Consider the following 16,584-nt stretch of genomic DNA (forward strand, 5'->3'; position numbering starts at 1 on the left):
CGGTATAGTTCATTTATATTTAATCGCTCTTGGTGATTTATCTTTTCCAGAAACTCTTAAGGATATGTGTATGATTAGTTGGCCATTCCTCGCTGTTTTATTTTCTGGCTGGCTGTACGTTGATGCAGCCTATCGTGGTCCTGAGTGGCAACGTTGGTTATTCCGCCCTATCACTTTACTTCTTCTACTATTCTGGGGATGGAGCTCTGACGACTTAAATGCGCAAACCTACCTGATTTTAGGCGGTTTGGTGCTTTCCTTAGTTGCCGACCTTTCGAGAATGTTTTCTAGTGAGCACTTGCTTACTTCTTTAGGGTTGATGTTCTTAAGCTATTTGGTCTACACCATTAGCTTTGGAATGCAATTCAACTTTGGTCTGTATCTGCCTTGGCTTATCGTCCCTATCGCTATCGCAGCCGTCACCTTGGTGCTGATTTGGGGAAAACTGGAAAGCCAACAACCTGTAGTTTTCGCCTCTATTATTATGAGCATGATTATGATGTGGGTGGCAGGAGACCAATACTTTGGCTTAGGTCGAGAATTTAATTTCTCGATTATGGTGGGCGCTTCTATGCTGTTTTTATCTCACTGCATCTGGCTAATTGCCCATTTCCGTTTTCCATTCAAAGCCTCTAAAGCAGTCGTAGCTGCATTCTACTTCCTCGGTCAGTTCTTTATTGTTCGTGCCATTTACTTGTAATTCCCCGCCAATTGATAAAACGTGCTATTTGAGAATTTTATCAATTGGCTTCCCCTTTTTCGTTTGACTCTAGAGTCTACTCCAAAGTGTAGACTTAACCTTAATTAGAGAACATGGTTAAAAACGCATCTAGAAAAAGGGGGCGCTTATGCACTCACACTCTCATAAAGATACCCATGCACACAGCACGTCTTGCTGCTCAGGAAACACTTGCTCATCCGCAGCTGTAGAGAATAGCAAAGCTGTGAGTCATGACGCATCATCCCATGAACATCATCATGGCGATGACAAAAATCATGCTCATGATGATGACGATGAAAAATCCCATCAACATGGTAGCTGCTGTAGCTCAACATCCGCTGCAAATGATGATGTAGAGCCCACACAAACCGCTAAACAGCGTTTTAGCTGGATTGTACGCGGGATGGACTGCCCAAGCTGTGCGGCTAAAATCGAAAACGCGATTTCCCAAATTCGCGAAGTCACTCAAGCCAAAGTCCTCTTTGCCACTGAAAAACTCGTCGTCGATGCTGACAAAGACGTCACTGCCGTCGTTCGTTCAACGGTCGAAGCCGCAGGTTACGAACTACATGATGTGGGTAGCGCGAGTGCAACATCAGCACCGCCACCAAGCTTATTGAGTGAAGCGAAGCCCGTCATCATTTTAGCTATCCTGATGGCAATCAGCTGGGGACTTGAGTTTGTTAATCCACAGCTGGGTAACGTTGCGTTTATCCTAACCACGTTATTTGGGTTATACCCTATCGCACGTAAATCATTACGTTTGATTCGTACCGGTACACCATTTGCAATTGAAACCTTGATGACCGTTGCCGCTGTAGGGGCGATTTTTATCCAAGCAACTGAAGAAGCCGCCATGGTTATCTTGCTGTTTATGCTGGGTGAAATGCTTGAATCCTACTCTGCGGGACGCGCTCGCCGAGGTGTTAGCGCACTCATGGCTTTAGTCCCTGAAGATGCCGTGCTTATCAAGGATGGACAAAAAACGTCAGTTCCTGTCGCACAGTTACGCCCTGGGGACATCATTGAAATTGCACCTGGCGGTCGATTACCAACCGATGCGGTGCTGGTTGCTGGATTCGCAAGCTTTGATGAAAGCGCATTAACCGGTGAATCCGTCCCTGTAGAACGCAATGCTGGGGAAAAAGTAGCTGCGGGCTGTTTGTCCGTCGATAAAGCCGTACAAATGGAAGTGGTATCAGAGCAAGGTCAAAATGCTATCGACCGCATCTTGCAACTGATTGAAGAAGCCGAAGAGCGTCGTGCGCCAATTGAGCGATTTATTGACCGCTTCAGCCGCATCTATACCCCAATTATCATGCTGATTTCTGCCTTGGTTATAGTGATCCCGCCAATGTTCTTCGATGCAGCATGGGATACTTGGATTTACCGTGGTCTGACTCTGTTATTAATTGGTTGTCCTTGCGCACTGGTTATCTCAACCCCTGCGGCAATCACTTCAGCACTCGCAACGGCCACTCGCCGTGGAGCCTTAATTAAAGGTGGCGCTGCATTAGAGCAATTGGGAACAGTCACCACGATTGCATTGGATAAAACAGGTACACTGACGGAAGGTAAACCACACGTCACCGATATCGTCGCTGTTGAAGGTCTGAGTGAAAGCGAGTTAATTCGTATCACCGCCTCGGTGGAAGTCGGTTCTCATCACCCACTGGCTAAAGCTATCGTCAACAAAGCTGAAGCGTTATCTATCACTGTTGAAGAAGCGTTAGAGCGTAAAGCACTCGCAGGTAAAGGGGTCGAAGGTTCTTTTAACGGTAAGCAAGTGTTAGTTAGCGCACCATCAAGGGTTGAGCCTCCATTAAGCAGCCAATGGCAAGCGAAAGTGGAAGAATTAGAGGCGCAAGGTAAAACGGTTGTCGTCACGTTAGAAGAGAACCAAGTTATTGGTTTAACCGCCCTACAAGATACCTTACGTGGCGATGCTGCTGATGCAATGGCTATGTTGAAATCACTGAATGTTAATGCCGTGATGCTAACAGGGGATAACCCACGTGCAGCCAGTGCCATCGCAAATCAGCTAGGTATGGAATTCCGTGCAGGATTGTTGCCAGAAGATAAAGTCACCGCGGTGATGGAGCTTAATCGCGATCACAACACCATGATGGTAGGTGACGGTATCAACGATGCCCCAGCCATGAAAGCGTCAAGTATTGGTGTTGCAATGGGTGGTGGAACTGACGTTGCTTTAGAAACTGCGGATGCCGCTTTAACCCATAACCGTTTGACTGGATTACCTGAAATCGTCGCATTATCCAGAGCCACACGGAAGATCATCCGCGAGAACATCACTATCGCCTTGGGCTTAAAAGCGGTTTTCTTGGTGACGAGCTTGTTAGGTATCACTGGATTATGGGTTGCCGTATTAGCGGATTCTGGCGCTACGGCATTAGTCACCGCCAACGCGGTTCGCTTACTGCGCGTTAAGCTGCCCGAAATCAAAAAATAGCCTTTCTTTAGTTTGATATCTCAACGCCGTAATGATGATCATTGCGGCGTTTTTTTATGCATGAAAAATTTAAAATCATTAATTACAGCAAAGAGTTACATGAATCATTCACCAGCTGAATTTAAGACTAACTTTTCTCCCGCACACAAAAATATTGGGTAATATCTCGGTCATCGACAACATTTGCTGAGCGTGGATATGGCTAATAGTGCAAGTTCAACACCCCATGATGCCGCCTTTAAAGGCTTTATGACGAAACAGGGCAATGCCCGAGATTTTTTTGAACTTCATTTACCTGAGCACATTAAACGCTTGTGCGATTTCGATACGCTTACCCTCATTAATTCAGCTTTTATTGATAGCAAATTGAGAACCCGGTTTTCCGATGTTCTCTATTCTGTTCAAACAAAAACGAGGGATAGTTATATCTATCTGTTAGTCGAACATCAGTCGACACCTGACAAGTTGATGGGCTGGCGTTTAATGCACTACGCATTCATGGCGATGAATCAACATCTACAGCAAGGACATAAAACCTTACCACTCGTTGTCCCCATTTTGTTTTATCACGGGAAAGCATCCCCTTATCCTTATGAAGAGGTATGGACGCAATGCTTGCCCCACCCAGAAATAGCCCATGACCTGTATAGCAGCCCTTTTCCGTTGGTGGATATCACCGTAGTTGAGGATACCGAAATAGTTAGTCACCGCAAAATTGCTGTGATGGAACTCGCAATGAAACACAAAAAACTGCGAAATGACCACCAGAGAGTCACTGAGCACTTCGTTCAAATATTAAACAACCACTATAATGACAAAGATGACGTGATCACTATCTTGAATTACTTATTTATCATCATGGATTCACCTTATTACACATACATTGTCGAGACACTAATCGACCAAGCCGAAAACCATCGAGGAACTATTATGAATATTGCACAGCGGTTAAAAAATGAAGGAAAAGTTGAGGGAAAAGTTGAGGGAAAGGAAGAAACTCTACAAGAAATTGCTTTAAAAAGCTTACAACTTGGTTTAGACATTGACGTTATCCGCAAACTCACTGGGTTATCAGCCAGTGAAATTCAAGCGCTTAATTAAATCGCAACATAGACTTATATCGAGAATAAAAAACAATGAATATTGCACAGCGGTTAAAAAATGAAGGAATAAAGGAAGGAAAAAAAAAGGCTCAATTCAAGGTGACATTGATGGGCTTACAACTTGGCTTAAACATAGAAACTATCAGCAAAATCACTGAATTATCAACCAGTGAAATTCAAGCACTTAGTTAAATCGCCCATCAACAATAGCCTCCTGCGAAGCAAAAAGGCTATCTATTAACAATGCCACTGACTAGGTATTACAGGCCGCTGGCTTTTTTGCGCAATAAATAACGATACGGTGCATTCTCCGCTTCAACCGCTAGCAGTTCGTGTTCCATAAAACGGCAAAAACCCGGAATATCGCGGGTGGTTGCGGGGTCATCAGCAATGATTAGCAACGTATCACCATCCGCCATATTACGCACGGTTTTACGCACCAGCATTACAGGTTCAGGGCAGCGCAGCCCTAGCGTATCAAGGGTTTTCGTTGGATTAGAAAATAAGTCAGACATAACACCACATTCTCTTGGTCATCAATGGGCTTATTGTAAAGCCACGAGCAGTAGATGAACAGTTTTGATTTTGTTGCGCAACGAGAGTATGATGCGCTCTTCCCAATTTAGGGATGTTATTCATGGGTTCCCTCACCCCATTGCCACTAAAAAGGTACAATATGTTTACGTTTACTCCGCAGCAAAAAGCCACTGCGTTAATTTGGCTATCGTTGTTTCATATTTTAATTATTACATCCAGCAACTACTTGGTGCAGTTACCCATTAATATTTTTGGGTTTCATACTACCTGGGGTGCGTTTACCTTTCCCTTTATTTTCCTTGCTACGGACTTAACGGTTCGCATCTATGGTGCGCCATTAGCTCGTCGAATTATCACTGCGGTCATGTTACCGGCATTATTAATTTCGTATGTGATTTCTGCTCTGTTTTTCCAAGGAGAATGGCAAGGTTTCGCGGCTATCATGACATTTAACCTGTTTGTTGCACGTATTGCGGCGGCAAGTTTTATGGCATATGTCCTCGGCCAAATCTTGGATGTCAGCGTATTTAACCGCCTGCGCCAAAACAAACGCTGGTTTGTGGCTCCCGCCTGCGCCATGTTTTTTGGTAACTTGATTGATACCATCGCGTTCTTTTTTATCGCGTTTTATCAAAGCAGCGATCCGTTTATGGCAGCAAACTGGATGGAAATCGCTCTCGTTGATTACGTATTCAAGCTATTAATTTGTATGCTGTTTTTCTTGCCAGCTTATGGTTTATTACTGAACTTTATTTTGAAGACTTTCTTCGCTACCGCCAGTAAGAAACAATTATCCCCTCAGCACTGAGATAAAAAAGGGAGATAAGCCATCACTTATCTCCCAAGGGGTTAACTTGATTAATACCTAACTACTTTTCACATTACTCAACACAACAATTGATTATTCGAGCGCGCGAGCCAGTAGTGAAATTGGGTGTTCACATTTCTTACTGGTGGACATTTCAATTTGCCATTTACAGGTTTCACAGTCGGTGATCACCATATCCGCACCGCTCTCTTCAATTTGACGGAACAGCCCAGCCCCAATACCTTGGGAAACTTCGTAGTTCTCTTTTTTGAACCCGTAAGTTCCTGCGATACCGCAACATTGTGAATCTAAAACAATCAGTTCAACACCCGGTACGCGCTTGATCAATTCAAGGGTGTAGGATGTCCAACCCATTTTTTCCATATGGCATGGTGTGTGATAAGCCACTTTTAATGGAGTGTGTTTCAGTTTCAGCTCGCGCCCTTCTTCCAGCAGACGATAAATGTAGCGGGTCGCTAGTTCAATGTTATCGCGCATCTCAGAAGTATCGACATCCAGCACATGGGTATATTCATCACGAATGGTAAATGTGCAGGTCGATGAGGTCGCCACGACGGGAATATGTTTCTCCAGAATCGTCTCTTGGAGTGATTCCAAATTCACATTCGCTTGGCGTTTCGCTTGCTTCATAAATCCGTTTGCGATCAGTGCCACACCACAACATTTTTCACGTTTTAATAGCTGAACACCGATATTCATCCCGTTGAAAACTTTGATTAAATCTTTACCCAATTGTGGATGGTTATAGTTCACGTAACAGCCGTGGAAGAATGCCACCTGTTCCTCAAATTTCGCCTGCTCTGCGGCTTGTTTACCGTACCAACGACGGAAAGTCCCGAATGAGTATTTCGGTAGCTCACGGCGATGGTCAATTTTAAGGGCTTTATCCAGAATTTGGCGAACGGGTTTTAAGCCTGTAATGGTGTTGACTACAGGGGCAAATGGGGTCGATAAAGAGCCCATAATGTCTGTATGGCTTAAAATCGCATCACGCAGTTTCGGTTTCTGCTGGCTATAGGTATTACGAGCGCGCGCGATAATATCGCCAATCTTCACATCAGACGGGCAGGCCACTTCGCAACGCTTACAGTTGGTACAGAATTTCAATGCATCATCGTACATCATCGGATCTTTTAAGCGTAAACGCTCACCATCAGGACCCGCTTGTTTTGGTCCCGGATACAGTGGGTTCGCTTTTGCCACTGGGCAATAGGTGGTACAAACGGTGCACTTTATACAGCTTTCAAAGCTTGCATCTTGAATACTCATTGCGCCACCTCCGCCTGCATGGCTTTATCTTTAGCAAATTCATTAACGATTTCATTCGCGGCATATAAGCCACTGACCAGTGAAACCCCTGCGCCACAACCTTGAGTCAGCGGATCAAACCCGCTTAATACTGCACCCGCAACATACAGGTTTTCGATGGTTTCACCGTGTTTTTTACCGCGTAAATTCTCATCGGTTTGTACACCAAACGCCATATATGGCTGAGATGCGAAGAACTCTTTATTTGTCCATTTGGCGCGGTCGCCGATTTCGCCTAAATCCAAATGCATCAAGGGTTCATACACTTGGTCAAATTTCGCTACCAAGCCGTTATTAAAGAAACTTCCCGTCGCCAACACAAAATGTTTAGCTTTCAATGAAATATTACCGTGATTACGGGTTTGCACAGATTCAATACGTGACCCCACGAAATTGACGGAAGTGACTTTATCACCCGGCATCATGATCCCGCCTTGACGGCGGAACTGGCGTAATAGCATTTCATGAAGGCGAATACCTAATAAAGATGGTGGTAATGTTGGCAGTAAAAATAGCGGCTTACCTAAGCGTTTCTGTAACTCTAGCATTGGTTCTTCACTGTCTAGACCAATACACGCAGGCATAAACACCGCATCCGCATTGGCGACTAACGGTGCAATTTCTTCCACGATTTGCGCCATATTTTCAGGTCTATCTAACCAGCGTGCTACGTTAATCGCTCGGAACTCGCTTGGGTTTTCTCTTAAACGATCAAGCAGTGGCAAGTGAACATAGCACGCCTCAGCTTCTAATCCTTGACGATCCAACTCATCCGCCACCATTTGCGGTTGAAAATCGAGGAAACCTTCAATACCCACAACCGCAATTTTGCCTAATTCCATCGGTTGATGAAGTGCAGTTGTTGGCACCGACTCAGGGCTAAGCCATGTCATTCGCTTATGACCTAACGGCGTAATACGGTAATGGTTTTCTTCGCAAGAACCTTTTAGATGTAGCCCTGCTTGCTGTAGTGTAGTCTGTGCCAATTGAGCCAGCTCAGCGACTTTTTCTGCCCCAATCAAACTGTACGGATGACTCGGTGCTTGTTGTTCTAGCGCTTCCAACATGGACAGCGGTTGCTCGACTTGAGTACCATCAGGAAGATGCGTTAATAAATCCAATGAACCCGACGAGAAATGCAGTGCGTTCTGCCCTGCACTCACGATGGCACAAGAAAGTCCTGATTGAGTCAGACGAATTCCACAGATAAGACCGGCAAGGCCTCCGCCCATCACTACTGCATCATATTTCATTCTCTGCCTCCTTCTGAGCAGGCTGGCTCAATGTACTTTCATTCATGCCACATAATCCGTGATACACCCAACTGGTAAACTCGCTTTCACGCAAAGCATCCCCCCAAGCAATTGGTCTCACCCCTTTCCAACGCTCATTTAAGAAGTGCCCCAGTTGCTGCTCGGTTTCATGTGGTGTAGTGACGTTAAAACGATTGAGTAATCCCGCCGCGCGGCAAGCACAAAGTTCACCTTGGCACGTACCCATGCCTACACGGGTACGACGACGTAAATCAAGCAAGTTATTGACGGTTAAAGATTCCACCGCATAACGAACCTCACCCGCCGTCACCGCTTCACACTCACACACTAAGCTTTTATCTAAACGATTAGCGCTGAGGATCGCAGACGCCCTATCACCATGTCGATAAACCGCAGAGCCACGAATAGGTGCAGGGATAGAGACCACATTACGCAGCGCTTCTTCTGCACTGTGTTGAGAGCCCGGCAGTGGTGCTTCCGCCGTCGTGCATGAGGTTGTGACACCCAATTTTTCACAGACTTTATTGGTCGCCCATTCTGCCATTAAGCGATAAGTCATTAACTTACCGCCCGTAATGGTAATGAAACCGTCTAAACCATCGCGTTTTGCGTGGTCGAGTAACACGATACCGCGGCTTACGTTACGACCAGAAGGGTCATCATCACTCGCCACTAATGGGCGAACACCCGCATACGCGCGTAAAATGCGCGTTGTCGCTAATGCGGGTGACAACATAGAACCTTCGCGGATCAAAATATCCACTTCTTCTGGTGTCACATACATATTATCGATTTGGTCATATTCGATGTGCGTTGACGTAGTACCAATTAAAGAAATGGTATCCCCCGGAACCAGAATGTCCGCATCTGCCGGTTTACGACAACGATTGATCACCATATTGTTAAGACGGTGACCTAAAATAAGTAATGCTCCTTTCGCTGGGAACATTTTGATTTTCAGATCGGCGTATTCGGCAATTTTCTGTCCCCAAATTCCGCCAGCATTCACCACGATTTGCGCATGAATATCATATTGGCGCTTAGCTTGATGGTCATAAACCGTCACGCCGCGGACTTTATCCCCTTGGCGGATCAAGCCAATCACTTCATGGTAAGTCAGCACTTTAGCGCCATGTTCGCGCGCATCGAGCATATTTGCAGCGGTTAGACGGAATGGGTCGACAGTACCATCAGGCACGCGAACCGCACCAATTAAACGCGGGTTAACTGAAGGCTCTAAGCGAATAGCTTCCGCGGGATCAATCGCTTGAGCATCGATGCCAGCGGATTGGCAAGCGGTGATAAATTGCTGCTGATATTCGAGGCTATCTTCAGGTAGGGTAATAAAGAGTCCATCGGTTTTTTCAACACAATGATGAGCAATACGCTTAAGAATTTTGTTTTCTTCTATACACTCTCTTGCCGATTCACTATCTGTCACGGCATAACGAGCACCACTGTGTAGCAAGCCATGGTTACGCCCTGTTGCACCTGTCGCAATATCATGCCGTTCTAGCAAAACTGCTTTTAATCCACGGCGAGCGCAGTCACGAGCGACACCTGCACCTGTTGCGCCACCACCGATAATGATGACATCCGTTTCAGTCACAGATGAGCCATTCATGTCGCATTCCTCACGTTAATCAATCTTCACTATTCGATAAGTATAGTTTCTATTTTTATAGTCTATAGTTAATATAAGCTCAAAAAAGCGCTCAATGTTTGATAAGGAACAAAAACGAAAGTCAAAAGTACAAATTAGGTACATCAAAGCGCGGAAGCGTGATAACCCTCACAAAATAATTCACAATTTTAGTTCCATTCCATTCACAAATCGCATTAACTATGCAGCCAGATAAACAAAATCAATAATTGTGCGTTAGATTACAGATAAAATGTTTTTTAACGATTAAGATTTAGCGCAATTAGAAAATAAAAGCGCTTAAAGAAACTCGATTGTTTTCGTTTTTGTTACTTCTCCCATAATAAACGCTCAACAACTTCACAACATATGTGAAATGAAGAGCATATAACTACTGACATGCCATCGGAGGCTTTATGTTACGCATGTTTAAACCCGCCGCTCATATCGAGAGGCTGCCAGCGGATAAGATAGATCCCGTCTATCGTAAATTACGTTGGCAGATTTTCCTGGGGATTTTCTTCGGTTACGCAGCATACTACTTAGTTAGAAAGAACTTCGCCCTCGCAATGCCTTATCTCGTTGAACAAGGTTTCTCTAAAGGTGACCTTGGTTTCGCATTATCTGGGATTTCAATCGCCTATGGTTTCTCCAAATTTATCATGGGCTCATTTTCTGACCGTGCTAACCCTCGGTACTTCTTACCGGCAGGTTTGATCCTCGCTTCACTTGTCATGATATTCATGGGCTTCGTACCATGGGCAACGTCTAGCATCATGATTATGTTCGTGTTGTTATTCTTATGTGGTTGGTTCCAAGGTATGGGTTGGCCTCCTTGCGGACGTACCATGGTTCACTGGTGGTCACAAAAAGAACGTGGCGGAATCGTCTCCGTTTGGAACTGTGCGCATAACGTCGGCGGTGGTCTGCCTCCATTACTGTTCCTGTTAGGTATGGCATGGTTTAACGACTGGAAAGCTGCGCTATATATGCCAGCATTCGCGGCTATTTTAGTGGCAATGATTGCCTTCGCATTAATGCGTGATACTCCGCAATCTTGTGGTCTGCCACCAATTGAAGAGTACAAAAACGACTATCCAACAGACTATAAAGCCTCTGATGAAGAAGAATTAACCGCTAAAGCTATCTTCATGAAGTATGTATTCCCTAACAAACTTCTGTGGATGATTGCTATCGCTAACGTGTTCGTATACTTACTGCGTTACGGTGTTCTGGACTGGTCACCAACTTACCTGCGCGAAGTTAAACACTTCACAATGGATAAATCTTCATGGGCTTACTTCCTGTATGAATATGCGGGTATTCCAGGAACGCTGCTGTGCGGTTGGATGTCGGATAAAGTCTTCCGTGGTAACCGTGGTGCGACAGGCGTGTTCTTCATGACCTTAGTGACTATTGCAACTATCGTCTTCTGGATGAACCCAGCGGGTAACCCAGGCGTTGATATGGCATGTATGTTGATTATCGGTTTCTTAATCTATGGCCCTGTCATGCTGATTGGTCTGCACGCTCTTGAGCTTGCACCTAAGAAAGCAGCAGGTACAGCAGCAGGCTTCACCGGTTTATTCGGTTATCTTGGTGGTTCTGTTGCCGCAAGTGCTATCGTCGGTTATACCGTTGACTACTTCGGTTGGAACGGCGGTTTTGCTGTGATGATCGGTGGTTCTGCACTGGCCGTTGTTTTACTGTTCATCGTTATGCTGAGCGAAAGTAAACATAAACGTGAACTTGCTAAAAACCAATAAGCGACCGCTTATGTTGAGTTGATTAGCTAGATTGATGGGTTATATCAAGAAAAGGATATAACCCATTTTTTTACCCAAAATTTGTTATCGGCACCATTTTATATCTGCAAAAGTATTTATCTATAAATTTATCTACCTATAAAACTGTTTACCTACAAGTTCTTTACTTACAAAGAATGATTACCAAGGAGATTTACTGATGAATTTTCAATTAAAAACATTAGTCGCAAGTATGGTCTTAGTGATGTCAGTGTCCGCGGCTGCCGAAACGGCAGGTAAAGTGGTGATTGCCCATCGTGGTGCAAGCGGTTATTTACCTGAACATACCCTTCCAGCGAAAGCGATGGCGTATGCGCAAGGCGCGGATTTCCTCGAACAAGATTTAGTGATGACCAAAGATAATGAGCTGGTTGTTCTTCATGACCACTATCTGGATCGCGTCACTGATGTAGCGGATAAGTTCCCAAATCGCGCACGTAAAGATGGTCGCTACTATGCCATTGACTTTACCCTACCAGAAATTAAGTCTCTGAAATTCACGGAAGGTTTCGACATTGTTGATGGCAAAAAAGTCCAAAGCTATCCAAACCGTTTCCCTATGGGTAAATCTGATTTCCGCGTCCACACCTTCCAAGAAGAGATTGAATTTATTCAAGGTTTGAACAAATCAACGGGTAAAAATATCGGTATCTACCCTGAAATTAAAGCCCCTTGGTTCCATCAACAAGAAGGCAAGGACATCACCAAGAAAACCTTAGAAGTCCTGAAAGAGTATGGCTATACCAACAAAGATTCTAACGTTTATCTGCAATCTTTCGACCCAATTGACCTAAAGCGCATCAAAACGAAACTGATGCCTGAAATGGGAATGGATTTAAAACTGATCCAATTAATCGCTTATACCGATTGGGAAGAAACACAAGAGCAGAAGCCAGACGGTACTTGGGTGAACTATAACTATGATTGGATGATGAAGCCGGGTGCGATGAAAGAAATTGCAACCTACGCAGATGGTATTGGCCCTGATTACCATATGCTCATTAGCGAAGATTCTACGCCAACCAATATCAAAGTGAACGGTATGGTGAAGGAAGCTCACGCGAACCATATGGCGGTGCATCCATTTACTATCCGTGTGGACAAACTGCCTAAGTACGCGAAAGATGGTCAGCAGTTATATGACATTATTTATAACCAAGCTGATGTTGATGGTGCCTTTACAGACTTCCCAGATTTAGGGGTTAAGTTCTTAGAGCAGCAAAAGCAGAAGTAACTCTCCCTCACTCTCTTGAGCCAATTGCAAGTCAATGACTCGAGAGAGTCTTTTCAATCAGAATAACGACTCTCTTACTTAGACTTTAAACCTGAATTTGCTGCAATAAAAGCTGAGCGTCATTTTGCTGAGCAATAAGGCTGGAATGTGGATATTCACACGCCAATGACAGCGCCACAACATGGCGAGCTACACAGCCTTTCCCTAAAAGGGCATCAATATCATAAAGATGCTCTGATAAATTAGGTACTTTCTGTCGTGCATAGCTCTCGATGCACTTTCCTTTATCATTTTCTTTCACGCCACTGTGCCAAACCCTATCCAACTGCTCCCCTGAATACTGAAATTCACACTGTGTTTTCAGTGCATTTGCGAAAGATTCTTTATCTGTAGATATCGGACGCAGGAGCTTTGCTTTGATAGGCGCTCTTAAACGTTCGTAAAATCCTTGAGGTGCAAGTAATAGGCTCGCGGCTTCTTCACTCGCCGTCGAATCTAACTGAAACGCCAAAATAGCGTATAGCTTGGGTTCAAAGGCATTTTCATACAATGCTAATAACCATTGACTGAACGACTCGGCGGGCAATACCTCAACAGATTCCAGCGTCAATGACAAACGGGTAGCTTCCTGCTCAATCAGTTCCTGCCAGTTAGACTCATTATCTTCAGCTTGCCAATATAAGGTAATCGGCTGAGTAAGAGCCTGTTGATGATAATACTCGGCAATAGGCGCAAGTAATTTTCGCACCACTATTTCTTGTTTTTCCCATGAAGGAAGTGATTTCAATGAGCTTAGCGTCAATACATTATCTTTATTGGGTGGTAATGAAGATAAAGAAATACCGTTTTGCTGCTCTTCATCGATTTGCGTTAATCGAGTATACGTTAGCACCCCAAGGTGCTTGCCTGCCCAATAACGCCATTCTCTGCGAGCATCATCTAACATATTGGTAAAAAGTTGATAGCGATAAGCAGCGATTGAGTAGATAAAAAATCGAATAAAACCCACCAACAGCGCGGGGCAAATAACGAATACAATCATCAGCATGGTGTTGCTGGTAGTTGGCGATAGCATTTCATTTGTGGATAAATAGAGGCTCAGCCCAAATCCAAGAGCCCCCACAATCAGCATAATCAAAAACCAAAGTATCCAACGAGGTACTTTAGGGGCTGGAGGATGCTCTAATGATGGAACTCTCCAGTTCATCATGATTGTTCACCCGACGATGATAAGCTCGCAATAAGCGTACATCCACATTCAGTTTGGAAACCATTCAGTGCCGCTTGACGACCGGATATTAAAATGCGCGTTGAGCCGGGTAAAATCGCATTAACGCCATGCCCTTTTTTTGGACAATCCACTTTGTCGCCCACTAAAGCGATGGGTTTACCATACATAACAGAGCCAGATGCAGTAATCACTTCACCGCCATGAGTGGTTTTGTCACCTAAACGAACAAGTGCGCGCATATTAAGATCCTTTTATTGGTTATCCGGTTGTTTTGAATATTCAAACGTGCCGTCCCATTCAGGGAGCTCAGCAGGTGGGAGCGGGACTATTTTATCGATATCGGGGAACTTGGCGGTTTCGTCAGAAGCATCCATTTCTTTGACGATTGCATAATAACGTAATGAACGTTCTTTATCAGATTTTACGCCAAGATAATCAATACTTCCTAATATTGTTTTTGGGTCAAAAGCACCAGTTAAAGTTGACGCTGAATGTCGATACCCATTTTTTGTAGATAGCTGATAATATTTTAATGTTCCACCAGTATCTTCTTCAACATTCCATAAGTAATTTGCCAGACGATATGCGGCTTCTCCATTACCTTGATTTGCAGAGCAATCCAACATTTTTTTCCCAATATCAGGGCGATAAGCTGGATTATCTCTATCCGATAAACGTTGAGATACAAAAATATCGCCAATTACATATTGGGCTTCGGGGCTACCTAAATCAGCTGCTTGACGAAAGTAAGTTAACGCTTTCGTTCTGTCAGCAGCTACGCCATAACCCGTGTCTAGATAATGCCCCATTTGGTAATAACCGTAACTGATGTTCAATTTAGCCATTTTTTGAATAATATCCCACACCTCTTGGGCTGGACCTTTACCTTCAATGGGGGAGACCTTGCCATAACTGATTAAGTTACTTAAGTTAAGCATGGCTTTGGGGTGATTACGCTCTGCCGCTTTACGGTAGAGAGCACCAATTTGAGCATAATCCCGTTGAGATTTATTGACCTTTTCAAGTTCACGGGCTTGTTTAAACCAAATGTCGGCTTCAGGATCAACGGGAGGCAAGGTGTCTTTTTCATACACACAGATGAACGTTAAGTCGGGTTCTGTTTTTTGAGCCGGCGGCGACTCTTCTTTTTTATCCATCGGGTTGCAAGCGCTCAGTATCAACATGCTACAAGTCAATGCACCACATTTAAATATGCCGCGAGCAATGGATTGATGATGAAATAAAAAGGAGAGATTCATCTTGGTTATTTCCCCTCCGCCTGTTTTTTATATTCAAACGTACCATCCCATTCAGGGAGTTCGGCAGGTGGTAGCGGGACAATATTATTGATATCAGGGAATTTAGCGTAGGGATTATTACTCAACTCTTGTTCAATCAGTTTATAACGTCTAACGCGTTCTGGATCTATTTTTTGCCCCACATAATCAAGATCATTGTTTGGGTCATTAGTATTAAACGCATCAGCTAGTGTAGAAGCGCCAAGTTCATGGCTATATTCAGCTGACTTTTGATAAAAATACAATGCCTGTGTATAGTTCTTTTTAATTTTATAATCAACACCGAGGGTATAAGCTGCTTCAGAATATCCCTGCTCAGCAGAGCACGCCAACATGGTTTGACCTAAAATCCAACCGATACGATTGTGGCTGAGTGGCATCCATAAATCGTTCTCCGATAACATACTGCGCATCAGGATTCCCCATTACTGCAGCTTTAAGCATATATTGAAATGCGGCTTCGGAATCTTGTTCAACGCCATACCCTTGTTGTAAATAGGTGCCCATAATGAAGTAACCAAACGGGATGTCCATTTTGATTAAACGTTCAACAAGGTCAATGACCTCTTGTTGCCTGAATTGACCTTGTGCTGGGGCTACATCACCTGCCGCTATCAGCGCTTGTAAATTCCCCATAGCTTTATAGTGGCTTTTCATGGCGGCTTGGCGATATAACGCCCCAATACGGGCATAATCTTTTTTGCCTTTTTGTTTTTCTAAATTTCGTGCTTCTTTAAACCACGCATCCGCTTCGGGGTCGAGGGGGGGAAAACGATCTTTTTCTTGTACACAGGTAAATTGAAAGTTTTTTAAATTGTCATTCATTTTGGTGTTAGTCGCACAGCCGGATAGCCATGCGACCATACATAGCCCACCCAGTATTTGCCAATACTTCAAGATATGGCTTTGCATTATTGTGGCTCTTTTTGATATTCAAACGTGCCATCCCATTCAGGGAGTTCAGCAGGTGGGAGCGGAACGATTTTATCGATATCGGGGAATTTGGCTGTTTCGTCAGAGGCATCTATTTCTTTGACTATTGCTTCATAGCGGGCTGAGCGTTCTGGATCCGGTTTTACCGCTAGATAGTAATAATCTTTTGAGGTTGTATTAATTTTAAAAGTATCAACTA

Annotated in this window: 17 protein-coding genes; 7 read left to right on the forward strand and 10 right to left on the reverse strand. The window is 44.2% G+C overall.

Features of this window, described 5'->3' with window-relative positions; all coding sequences use genetic code 11:
* Positions 1-70 precede the first annotated feature (70 nt).
* The 4 genes from JK188_RS06180 (at position 71) to JK188_RS06195 (ending at position 4,486) form a co-directional block, all read left to right on the forward strand.
* Positions 71-700, forward strand: coding sequence for a lysoplasmalogenase (locus JK188_RS06180; protein ID WP_108478414.1), 630 nt, complete (start codon positions 71-73; stop codon positions 698-700).
* A 148-nt stretch (positions 701-848) separates the two neighbouring features.
* Positions 849-3,191, forward strand: a complete 2,343-nt coding sequence (locus JK188_RS06185) for a zinc/cadmium/mercury/lead-transporting ATPase (protein ID WP_211887320.1) — start codon at positions 849-851, stop codon at positions 3,189-3,191.
* A gap of 198 nt (positions 3,192-3,389) precedes the next feature.
* Entirely contained in the window at positions 3,390-4,292 is a 903-nt protein-coding gene (locus tag JK188_RS06190) for an Rpn family recombination-promoting nuclease/putative transposase (protein ID WP_211887318.1), read from the forward strand.
* Positions 4,293-4,327: 35 nt separating this feature from the next.
* Entirely contained in the window at positions 4,328-4,486 is a 159-nt protein-coding gene (locus JK188_RS06195; protein WP_211887317.1) for a hypothetical protein, read from the forward strand.
* Between the two features lie 68 nt (positions 4,487-4,554).
* On the opposite strand, the gene tusA is transcribed toward JK188_RS06195, so the two are convergent.
* Entirely contained in the window at positions 4,555-4,809 is a 255-nt protein-coding gene (gene tusA, locus JK188_RS06200; RefSeq protein ID WP_036955989.1) for a sulfurtransferase TusA, read from the reverse strand.
* 161 nt (positions 4,810-4,970) lie between these two features.
* Here tusA and JK188_RS06205 point away from each other — a divergent pair, with 161 nt between their 5' ends.
* Positions 4,971-5,639, forward strand: a complete 669-nt coding sequence (locus tag JK188_RS06205) for a 7-cyano-7-deazaguanine/7-aminomethyl-7-deazaguanine transporter (RefSeq protein WP_036955987.1) — start codon at positions 4,971-4,973, stop codon at positions 5,637-5,639.
* A gap of 93 nt (positions 5,640-5,732) precedes the next feature.
* Here JK188_RS06205 and glpC read toward each other — a convergent pair whose 3' ends face one another.
* The 3 genes from glpC to glpA are packed head-to-tail and all read right to left on the reverse strand — an operon-like array spanning position 5,733 to position 9,866.
* Positions 5,733-6,929, reverse strand: a complete 1,197-nt coding sequence (glpC, locus tag JK188_RS06210; protein ID WP_006659019.1) for an anaerobic glycerol-3-phosphate dehydrogenase subunit GlpC — start codon at positions 6,927-6,929, stop codon at positions 5,733-5,735.
* Positions 6,926-8,221: a glycerol-3-phosphate dehydrogenase subunit GlpB gene (gene glpB / locus JK188_RS06215; protein WP_036955984.1), complete on the reverse strand. Its 1,296-nt coding sequence runs from the start codon at positions 8,219-8,221 to the stop codon at positions 6,926-6,928. Before glpB ends, glpC begins: the two co-directional genes overlap by 4 nt.
* A complete protein-coding gene (gene glpA / locus JK188_RS06220) occupies positions 8,211-9,866 on the reverse strand; it encodes an anaerobic glycerol-3-phosphate dehydrogenase subunit A (RefSeq protein ID WP_211887315.1) in 1,656 nt (551 codons plus the stop codon). Before glpA ends, glpB begins: the two co-directional genes overlap by 11 nt.
* Before the next feature lie 434 nt (positions 9,867-10,300).
* Between glpA and glpT the strand changes: the two genes are divergently transcribed.
* Entirely contained in the window at positions 10,301-11,650 is a 1,350-nt protein-coding gene (glpT, locus tag JK188_RS06225; protein ID WP_036955981.1) for a glycerol-3-phosphate transporter, read from the forward strand.
* A 199-nt stretch (positions 11,651-11,849) separates the two neighbouring features.
* Positions 11,850-12,923, forward strand: coding sequence for a glycerophosphodiester phosphodiesterase (glpQ, locus tag JK188_RS06230; RefSeq protein ID WP_006659015.1), 1,074 nt, complete (start codon positions 11,850-11,852; stop codon positions 12,921-12,923).
* An 85-nt stretch (positions 12,924-13,008) separates the two neighbouring features.
* On the opposite strand, the gene JK188_RS06235 is transcribed toward glpQ, so the two are convergent.
* From JK188_RS06235 to JK188_RS06255, 6 genes are all read right to left on the reverse strand, one after another.
* Positions 13,009-14,133, reverse strand: coding sequence for a hypothetical protein (locus tag JK188_RS06235; protein ID WP_211887313.1), 1,125 nt, complete (start codon positions 14,131-14,133; stop codon positions 13,009-13,011).
* Positions 14,130-14,393, reverse strand: a complete 264-nt coding sequence (locus JK188_RS06240) for a PAAR domain-containing protein (RefSeq protein WP_108478407.1) — start codon at positions 14,391-14,393, stop codon at positions 14,130-14,132. Before JK188_RS06240 ends, JK188_RS06235 begins: the two co-directional genes overlap by 4 nt.
* 12 nt (positions 14,394-14,405) lie before the next feature.
* Positions 14,406-15,413: an SEL1-like repeat protein gene (locus tag JK188_RS06245; protein ID WP_249215474.1), complete on the reverse strand. Its 1,008-nt coding sequence runs from the start codon at positions 15,411-15,413 to the stop codon at positions 14,406-14,408.
* Between the two features lie 5 nt (positions 15,414-15,418).
* Positions 15,419-15,787 carry a DUF6396 domain-containing protein gene (locus JK188_RS17715; protein WP_249215475.1) on the reverse strand — a complete coding sequence of 123 codons (369 nt, stop codon included), beginning with the start codon at positions 15,785-15,787 and terminating at the stop codon, positions 15,419-15,421.
* Complete coding sequence (locus JK188_RS17720; protein ID WP_249215476.1) at positions 15,768-16,364, reverse strand: tetratricopeptide repeat protein; 597 nt, start codon at positions 16,362-16,364, stop codon at positions 15,768-15,770. The genes JK188_RS17715 and JK188_RS17720 overlap by 20 nt, the downstream gene beginning before the upstream one ends.
* The coding region (locus JK188_RS06255) for a DUF6396 domain-containing protein (RefSeq protein WP_249216022.1) at positions 16,364-16,584 on the reverse strand (221 nt) is incomplete at its 5' end. The genes JK188_RS17720 and JK188_RS06255, both read right to left, overlap by 1 nt.

The organism is Providencia sp. JGM181, from assembly GCF_018257375.1.
Lineage (GTDB): Bacteria > Pseudomonadota > Gammaproteobacteria > Enterobacterales > Enterobacteriaceae > Providencia > Providencia lanzhouensis.

Coding starts and splice junctions, on each gene's coding strand:
- JK188_RS06180 (WP_108478414.1), top strand. CDS start 71: ATGATTAGTTGGCCATTCCTCGCTGTTTTATTTTCTGGCTGGCTGTAC.
- JK188_RS06185 (WP_211887320.1), top strand. CDS start 849: ATGCACTCACACTCTCATAAAGATACCCATGCACACAGCACGTCTTGC.
- JK188_RS06190 (WP_211887318.1), top strand. CDS start 3,390: ATGGCTAATAGTGCAAGTTCAACACCCCATGATGCCGCCTTTAAAGGC.
- JK188_RS06195 (WP_211887317.1), top strand. CDS start 4,328: ATGAATATTGCACAGCGGTTAAAAAATGAAGGAATAAAGGAAGGAAAA.
- tusA (WP_036955989.1), bottom strand. CDS start 4,809: ATGTCTGACTTATTTTCTAATCCAACGAAAACCCTTGATACGCTAGGG.
- JK188_RS06205 (WP_036955987.1), top strand. CDS start 4,971: ATGTTTACGTTTACTCCGCAGCAAAAAGCCACTGCGTTAATTTGGCTA.
- glpC (WP_006659019.1), bottom strand. CDS start 6,929: ATGAGTATTCAAGATGCAAGCTTTGAAAGCTGTATAAAGTGCACCGTT.
- glpB (WP_036955984.1), bottom strand. CDS start 8,221: ATGAAATATGATGCAGTAGTGATGGGCGGAGGCCTTGCCGGTCTTATC.
- glpA (WP_211887315.1), bottom strand. CDS start 9,866: ATGAATGGCTCATCTGTGACTGAAACGGATGTCATCATTATCGGTGGT.
- glpT (WP_036955981.1), top strand. CDS start 10,301: ATGTTACGCATGTTTAAACCCGCCGCTCATATCGAGAGGCTGCCAGCG.
- glpQ (WP_006659015.1), top strand. CDS start 11,850: ATGAATTTTCAATTAAAAACATTAGTCGCAAGTATGGTCTTAGTGATG.
- JK188_RS06235 (WP_211887313.1), bottom strand. CDS start 14,133: ATGATGAACTGGAGAGTTCCATCATTAGAGCATCCTCCAGCCCCTAAA.
- JK188_RS06240 (WP_108478407.1), bottom strand. CDS start 14,393: ATGCGCGCACTTGTTCGTTTAGGTGACAAAACCACTCATGGCGGTGAA.
- JK188_RS06245 (WP_249215474.1), bottom strand. CDS start 15,413: ATGAATCTCTCCTTTTTATTTCATCATCAATCCATTGCTCGCGGCATA.
- JK188_RS17715 (WP_249215475.1), bottom strand. CDS start 15,787: ATGTTGGCGTGCTCTGCTGAGCAGGGATATTCTGAAGCAGCTTATACC.
- JK188_RS17720 (WP_249215476.1), bottom strand. CDS start 16,364: ATGCAAAGCCATATCTTGAAGTATTGGCAAATACTGGGTGGGCTATGT.